Here is a 7,143-nt window from a genome sequence, read left to right as displayed (position 1 = left end):
CGATGTCCCAGACGAGGTCGCCGAGACGCGGTCCGAGGCGGGCGAGTTGGGCGGTGCGCAGGGGTTCGCGCTCGCCCTCGCCGAGTTCACCGCCGTACTCCCCCGCGGGCAGCGACCAGCCGCGCGGGCCGCCCGACGGGTCGCGTCCGGCGATCCAGCCGCCGGAGTCGGCGGCGCCGACGGGTCCGACGGGGCCGCCGATGACGATGACGACGTTGGGGTCGCGCCAGGTGTGGTCGGCGGCCTTCTCGGAGGTGACCACGCTGACCTGCTCCCTCGGGGTGCCGAGTTCCTCGCAGATGACGAAGGTGCGGTGGATCCCGTCCATGAGCAGGCCCAGTTCGGCGGGGCCGGCACCGGGTGAGGTGAGTACCGCCACCTTGGTGTGGGCCCGGCATACGTTCACCGCACGGCGCAGGGTGCGCGGGTGTGCGACGACCACGTGGGCGTCGTCCCAGGGCATTCCGGCACGGGCGAAGGCGGCGGCGACCGAGGAGACGGCGGGCACGACCTCGACCTCCAGGCCGAACTCCGGTGCGCGCAGGGTCCGTACGACGCCGAAGAATCCGGGGTCGCCGTCGGCGAGGACGACCGCCGTGCCGCGGTGGGCGGCGATGCGGCGGGCGGCGAGGGCGACGGATCCGAGCCGGATGCGCTCGGCCCCGGCGGGCACCTCGGGGAGTGCCAGATGGTGGGCGGCGCCGGCCACCAGCGTGGCGGCGCCCAGCGCCCCGCGTGCCGCGGCGGTCAGCGGTGAACCGTCCCAGCCGATCACCGTGACCCGGTCGGCCATCGTCGTCAGTCTCCTGAGGTTTTCGCAGGTCTCGTCGGCTGTTCCGCCGCGGGGGCGGTCCGCAGATTTTACCCGGTACGGCCGGGAACCGCTCGGTCGGTGACGCCCGGCAGCGGGCCTGTGGAGGTCAGTTCCAGTCCGGGTAGGTGGTGAACCCTCCGGTGTCGGCCAGGGGTCCGTCCGCGCCCTCGATGTCCTCGGGCAGCAGGCTCCATACGATGAAGTCGGTGCGCACGTCGCTCCAGCGGCCGTCCTCGGCGCGGACGTGGGCTATGCAGGCGCCGCGCAGCACGCCCTCACTGATGCAGCCGATCTTCTGGGCCACCTGCTGCGAGGCCGTGTTGTCGGCGGCGGTGCGCAGTTCGACGCGTTCGAACTTCTGGTCGCCGAAGAGCCACTGGGCGGTGGCGAGCGCGGCCTCGGAGGCGTAGCCCTCACCGCGCGCCCAGGGGGCGATGATGTACGACAGCTCAGTGGACCGGATGTGCCAGTTGGCCTTGGTGAGCCGGATGAGGCCGACCAGGCGCTGGGTGAGGAACTCGGTCACGGCGAGGTCGAGTCCGGTGCCCGCCGCGCGTTCGGCGGGGGCGGACTCGGTGATCCAGGTGTGGGCGGCCCGCTCGGTGAACGGCTGGGGGGCGTCGGTCCAGGCGGCGACCTGCTCGTCGTTCATCATCGCGGTGAGGGCGGGCACGTCGTCGGTGTCGAGGGGACGCAGCACCAACCGCTCCGTGCTGATGGAGATGTCGGGGAAGGTGCTCGTCATGCGCCGCTCCGTAATCTGAGAGACCGTCGGGTGCTGCTGAACTGCCCAGCATGCAGCATGCAGGCACCGGACCGCACCACGGGGGCCCGCCCACCTCGTGGTGGACGGGCCCCGGGTGCGCGGGTGCGCGGGATCAGAAGGAGGCGAGTACGGAACCGGCGTACTGGTCCTCGATGAACTTCTTCACCTCGGGCGAGGTGAGGAGTTCGGCGAGCTTCTTCACGCGCGGGTCGTCCTCCTGGCCCTCCTTGACGGCGAGGAGGTTGTTGTTCGGGTTGTCCTCGGCGGCTTCCAGGACCAGGGCGTCCTCGGCGGGCTTGAGGTCGGCCTCGATGGCGTAGTTGCCGTTGACGACCGCCGCGTCGACGTCCTCGAGGGAACGGGGCGTCTGGGCCGCCTCCAGTTCCTTGAACGTGAGGTCCTTCGGGTTCCCGGTGATGTCCGCGGGGGTGGCCGCGGTGCCGACGCCGTCCTTGAGGGTGATCAGTCCGTTGGCGGCGAGCAGCTGCAGGGCGCGGCCCTCGTTGACGGTGTCGTTGGGGATCGCGACGGTGGCGCCGTTCTTCAGCTCGTCGGCCTTGCCGACCTTGCTCGAGTAGAGGCCGAGCGGCTCCAGGTGCACGTCGACGACGGACACGATGTGCGTGCCGTTCTTCTTGTTGAAGTCGTCGAGGTAGGGCTGGGTCTGGAAGAAGTTGGCGCCGACCGAGCCGTCCTCCGTCGCCGTGTTCGGGGTGACGTAGTCGGTGAACTCCTTCACCTCGAGGTCGAGGCCGGCCTTCTCGGCGAGGTTGTCCTTGACGAAGGTCAGGATCTCGGCGTGCGGCACGGGGCTCGCGGCGACGATCAGGGGTCCGGAGGTGTCGGAGGCGGCGTCCTTGTCAGAGCCGCAGGCGGTGAGCCCGAAGGTGAGGGCTCCGGCGGCGAGGACAGCGGTGGTGATCTTGGCGGTGTTACGCACGAAAAGTGCCTTTCCTTGGGTGGTGCGACCCGTATCGGGGAGTACGGGGGGTATGGGGTCCGGCCGGGGTTTCAGACGGCCTTGCGGATGTCCGCCGGGGCGGGCTCCCCGGCCTTCAGGAGCCGCAGCTTCGGTGCGGCGCCGGAGCGGGCGCCGCGCCGGTGCAGGGCGCGGGCCGCGTAGTCGCCGGCGAACTGGATGACCGAGATGACCACGGCGAGGATCGCGACGGTGATCCACATCAGTTCGCTGTCGAAGCGCTGGTAGCCGTAGCGGACGGCGAAGTCGCCGAGACCGCCGCCGCCCACGGCCCCGGCCATGGCCGAGTAGCCGATGAGGGCGATGACCGTGGTGGTGGTGGCGGCGATCAGCGAGGGCAGCGACTCGGGGACGAGGACCTTGCGGACGATCGTCCAGGTGTTGCCGCCCATGGCCTGTACGGCCTCGACGAGCCCGTGGTCCACTTCGCGGACGGCCGTCTCCACGAGGCGTGCGAAGAAGGGGATGCCGCTGATGGCGAGCGGCACGATCGCGGCCTCGCTGCCGATGGACGTGCCGGTGACCCAGCGGGTGAAGCTGGTCAGGGCGACCATGAGGATGATGAACGGCATCGAGCGGCCGATGTTCACGATCTGCCCGATGACCTTGTTCACCACGGTGTTCTGCAGCAGTTCGCCCCGGCCGGTGAGGACCAGCAGGACGCCGAGCGGCAGGCCGCCGGCCACGGCGATCAGGGTGGACCAGCCGACCATGATCAGCGTCTCGATACACGCCTGTTCGAGCAGGGGCTGCATCTGGGACCAGGTCACTTGGCCGCCTCCTTCACCAGGACGGGCTGTTCCCGGTCCAGTACGTCGATCTGCAGGCCCTGCTCGCGCAGGAAGCCGATCGGCACGACGTTGTCCTCGTAGCGGCCGGGGAGTTCGATGCGCATCCGGCCGACCTGGAGCCCGCCGACGGTGTCGATGGCGGCACCGAGGATCGATATGTCGATGTTGTAGGTACGCGAGAGCTGGGAGATGACCGGCTGGGTGGCGCTGTCGCCGTGGAAGGTGACGTCGAGGACCGTCCGGTCGTCGCCGGAGGCCTCTCCGCCGACCGGGAACAGCGCGGACGCCAGCTGGGATCCGGGGGTGCCCAGCAGGTCGCTGACCGTGCCGGACTCGACGATGCGGCCCCGGTCCATGAGGGCGGCCGAGTCGCAGACCTGCTTCACGACGTCCATCTCGTGGGTGATGAGCAGGACGGTGAGGCCGAGCCGGCGGTTCAGGTCGCGCAGGAGCTGCAGGATCGAGCGGGTGGTCTCCGGGTCGAGGGCGCTGGTGGCCTCGTCGGAGAGCAGCACCTCGGGGTCGCCGGCGAGGGCGCGGGCGATGCCCACGCGCTGCTTCTGACCGCCGGAGAGCTGGGCGGGGTAGGCCTTGGCCTTGTCGGTGAGACCGACCAGGTCGAGCAGTTCCAGTGCCTTGCGGGAACGTTCCTTCCCCGACTTGCCGAGGATCTCCAGCGGCAGTTCGACATTGTCCTGAACGGTGCGCGAGGAGAGCAGGTTGAAGTGCTGGAAGACCATGCCGATACGGCTGCGGGCCTGTCGTAGCTCCCGGCCGGCACGGGGTCCGCGTCCGGCGAGGGCGGTGAGGTCCCGGCCGGCCACGGTCACGGTGCCGGAGGTGGGGCGTTCCAGGAGGTTGACGCAGCGGATGAGGGAGGACTTGCCGGCGCCGGACTGGCCGATGACGCCGAAGACCTCGCCTTCGCGGACGTGCAGGTCGACGCCGTCCAGGGCGGTGACCTCACGACCGCGCGAGCGGTAGACCTTGGTCAGGCCGGAGGTGGTGATCACGTGGATATCCGTCACTGTCGAGTGCGCGGCGCGTCGGGGCGCGCCGGAGCACGAGGCAATCAGGGTGCGGAGCAGCGGGGCGGCACAGATCTCCCGGGGCGCGGCGAAGGGACCGCGGAGAAGCGTGCGCGCGGGGGCGTGGCTCGGCCGCGCGTGCGGGACACGGGCGCGGCCCTGGGCCGGCTCTCGCTTCGGGGCGCGAGGCTCAGATGGTGCGGGGGCCCTCTAGAAGGCGCGCATTCGGCACTGACACATACAACGAGCACCGGGCGGCATGGTCGCCTCGGTCGCGGGGATGCGGTCGCTCGTCGTGGTCATGCGGCCAGTAAAGCAGAGGTTCACTCCTGACCGGACAAGCCTGTCCGTATAGTGGACAGCCGTGGACAGTCGTGTGCGCACGTCAGGGGCGTACGGCGATCTCCACTCCCCCGTCGGTGACCAGCGCGGACAAGGCCGAGAGGTCCTCGACGACGAGGTCGGCGGTCAGCTCGTGGGCCTGGTGGGTTGTGGCCAAGGCCACGGTCCGCATGCCGGCGGCCCGGCCGGCCTGGAGCCCTGCCGGGGCGTCCTCGAAGACGACGCAGTGGGCGGGGTCGACACCCAGGGTGCGGGCGGCGAGGAGGTACGGCTCGGGGTCGGGCTTGCCGCGGGTGATGTCGTCGGCGGCGATCAGGGTCTTGGGCAGGATGCCCACGGCACCGAGACGGGCCTCGGCCAGCCGCCGGGTGGCGGAGGTGACCACGGCCCAGCGCTCGGCCGGCAGCGCGCCGAGGAAGGCCTCGGTACCGGGCAGCAGCCGCACACCGCCGTCCGGTACGTCCTCCACCTCCAGGTCCTCGATCCGCGCGACGGCCTCCGGTACGACGTGGGCGGGCAGCAGATCGGCGGCTATCTCGGCGGCCGGGCGGCCGTGCAGCTCGATCCGCCCGAACTGCTCGGCCGTGATGCCGTACTCCACGGCCCACCGCCTCCAGCAGCGCTGCACGGACAGCAGGGAGGAGACGAGGGTTCCGTCGTTGTCGAACAGCAGGGCCTGGGCATGGATGGTCATGCCATCGACTTTACGGGTCCGTCACACCCCGGCGGCCGTCACGGCGCAGGGACGCCGGGGGCGGGCGTGACCCGGCGGCCCCCGGACCGCCGGCCGGCGCATGGGTCCCGAGGGGGTGGGGGTGAGGGCGGTGGGGGTTTCGGGGCGTAATAAAGTCGCTGCCATGCTTGACGTCCTGACGCTGGTGACCGGTGTCGCCGCGCTGCTGCTCGCCGCCTGGTGCGGATGGGCCGCCTACCGTGATCAGCCGACGAAGGACTGGCACTTCATCGGGATGGCCGTGGTCACGCTGCTGACGCTGGTCCAGCTCGTCGTCGGGATCGTGCAACTGGCCCGCGGCGAGAAGCCGGAGCAGGGCACGACGATCTTCGTGGCGTATCTGCTCGGCTCGTTCGCGTGTGTCCCGGCGGCCGGTTTCCTGTCGCTGGGCGAGCGCACCCGCTGGGGTTCGCTGACGGTCGCCGCGAGCGGTGTCGTGCTGGCCGTGCTCGAGGTACGGCTCTTCGACATCTGGAGGGGCTGACATGGCCGCGACGCGGGAGAGGACACGGCAGGAGCCGCGCCGGACCCGGCTGGTCGGCGGGCCCGGTCTGCTGCTGGTGTGGCTGTACGGGGTGATGGTCGTCGGCGCGGTGTCGCGCTCGGCGTACCAGATCGCCACCGAGTTCGGCCGGGCCCCGCTCGCGTACACGCTGTCGGCACTGGCCGGGCTGGTCTACGGGTTCATCACGTACACCCTGGTGCGCGGTGGGGAGACGGCCCGCAGGGCGGCGCTGGTGTGCTGCGCCGCCGAGCTCGTGGGCGTGCTGACGATCGGCACCTGGACGCTGGTGGAGCCGTCCGCCTTCCCCGACGCGACCGTGTGGTCGGAGTACGGGATGGGGTACCTGTTCATTCCGGTGCTGCTGCCCCTGACCGCCCTGTACTGGCTGCGCGCTGCGCGGCCCCGGACGGCCGGGGCCTGATCAGGCGGTCGTCGCGTAGGCCTCCGTGTTCTTCTCCAGGACGATCATCGGTACGCCGTCCGCGCCCTGGGACGTGCCCACCCGCTGGTAGCCGACCTTGCTGTACAGCCGCAGGTTGCTCTCGCTGCGGTGGCCGGCGTGCAGCCGGAACGTCCTGGCACCGCGCTCACCGGCGAGGGCGGCCTCCGCCGACCTGAGCAGCCGGGCGCCGATGCCGTGTCCCTGAAGGCGGGGGTGGACACAGAGCTTGCCGATGGCGGCCGCGCCGTCCTCGGTGACCCTGCCGTGCACCGAGCCGACGATCTCGTCACCGAGGCGGGCGACGTAGACGCAGTCGGCGGTGACCTCCTCGCGGACCGAGTCGAGGGTCTGGACCAGGGGGTCGATGCGGTAGTTGCCGTAGAGCGCCGCTTCGCCCTGGAAGCACAGGTACTGCAGCCTGAAGATCTGCTCCGCGTCCTGCTCGGCCGCCGCAGAGATGGTCACGCTCATGCCCATGTGTGCATGCCTCCCGCTCACCTGATCATCTGTCGTCCCTCACTCCTATCCCCGTCATCGGCGCCCCGCAACCTCCGGTGTGAGCAATCGCCGCAGACATCCCAGGCATCTGGAACGTTCCGGGCCGACGCTGCCCTGTGAGATACCCAACTCCCCCGCGACGTCCCGGTATGTCGGATCGCCCGGGGACAGCAGGGCCTCGATCAGCCGGGGGCAGCGGCCGGGCAGCCGGCGGACGGCGTCCCGCAGGGCTCGGCGGCGGGCGG

General features: G+C 70.9%; 9 protein-coding genes and 1 pseudogene. 2 read left to right on the top strand and 8 right to left on the bottom strand.

What is annotated here, in order from left to right; genetic code table 11:
• From cbiE to B9S61_RS04610, 6 genes are all read right to left on the bottom strand, one after another.
• Positions 1 to 793: precorrin-6y C5,15-methyltransferase (decarboxylating) subunit CbiE (gene cbiE, locus B9S61_RS04635; protein ID WP_103541047.1), on the bottom strand; the 793-nt coding region annotated here is incomplete at its 3' end.
• Between the two features lie 127 nt (positions 794 to 920).
• Complete coding sequence (locus B9S61_RS04630) at positions 921 to 1,559, bottom strand: GNAT family N-acetyltransferase (protein WP_103541046.1); 639 nt, start codon at positions 1,557 to 1,559, stop codon at positions 921 to 923.
• Positions 1,560 to 1,692: 133 nt separating this feature from the next.
• Positions 1,693 to 2,520: a MetQ/NlpA family ABC transporter substrate-binding protein gene (locus B9S61_RS04625; protein WP_103541045.1), complete on the bottom strand. Its 828-nt coding sequence runs from the start codon at positions 2,518 to 2,520 to the stop codon at positions 1,693 to 1,695.
• A gap of 71 nt (positions 2,521 to 2,591) precedes the next feature.
• Positions 2,592 to 3,329 carry a methionine ABC transporter permease gene (locus B9S61_RS04620; protein WP_181007243.1) on the bottom strand — a complete coding sequence of 246 codons (738 nt, stop codon included), beginning with the start codon at positions 3,327 to 3,329 and terminating at the stop codon, positions 2,592 to 2,594.
• The gene (locus tag B9S61_RS04615) at positions 3,326 to 4,363 is read right to left on the bottom strand and encodes a methionine ABC transporter ATP-binding protein (protein WP_181007242.1); all 1,038 of its coding nucleotides are present in this window, start codon (positions 4,361 to 4,363) and stop codon (positions 3,326 to 3,328) included. Before B9S61_RS04615 ends, B9S61_RS04620 begins: the two co-directional genes overlap by 4 nt.
• A gap of 400 nt (positions 4,364 to 4,763) precedes the next feature.
• Complete coding sequence (locus tag B9S61_RS04610) at positions 4,764 to 5,414, bottom strand: HAD family hydrolase (protein ID WP_103541043.1); 651 nt, start codon at positions 5,412 to 5,414, stop codon at positions 4,764 to 4,766.
• A 163-nt stretch (positions 5,415 to 5,577) separates the two neighbouring features.
• Between B9S61_RS04610 and B9S61_RS04605 the strand changes: the two genes are divergently transcribed.
• Positions 5,578 to 5,937, top strand: coding sequence for a hypothetical protein (locus tag B9S61_RS04605; protein ID WP_103541042.1), 360 nt, complete (start codon positions 5,578 to 5,580; stop codon positions 5,935 to 5,937).
• Position 5,938: 1 nt separating this feature from the next.
• Entirely contained in the window at positions 5,939 to 6,379 is a 441-nt protein-coding gene (locus B9S61_RS04600) for a hypothetical protein (RefSeq protein ID WP_103541041.1), read from the top strand.
• On the opposite strand, the gene B9S61_RS04595 is transcribed toward B9S61_RS04600, so the two are convergent.
• Positions 6,380 to 6,877 (bottom strand): GNAT family N-acetyltransferase, encoded by a 498-nt coding sequence (locus tag B9S61_RS04595; RefSeq protein WP_103541040.1) that lies wholly within the window; start codon positions 6,875 to 6,877, stop codon positions 6,380 to 6,382. It abuts the gene before it with no gap.
• A 54-nt stretch (positions 6,878 to 6,931) separates the two neighbouring features.
• Positions 6,932 to 7,143, bottom strand: a pseudogene (locus tag B9S61_RS41485) (sigma-70 family RNA polymerase sigma factor); the annotation flags it as partial.

Source organism: Streptomyces sp. SM1, from assembly GCF_002910825.1.
Taxonomy (GTDB): domain Bacteria; phylum Actinomycetota; class Actinomycetes; order Streptomycetales; family Streptomycetaceae; genus Streptomyces; species Streptomyces okerensis.
The sequence above is the reverse complement of the archived record's forward strand: the minus strand, read 5'-3'. Positions and strand labels throughout refer to the sequence as shown.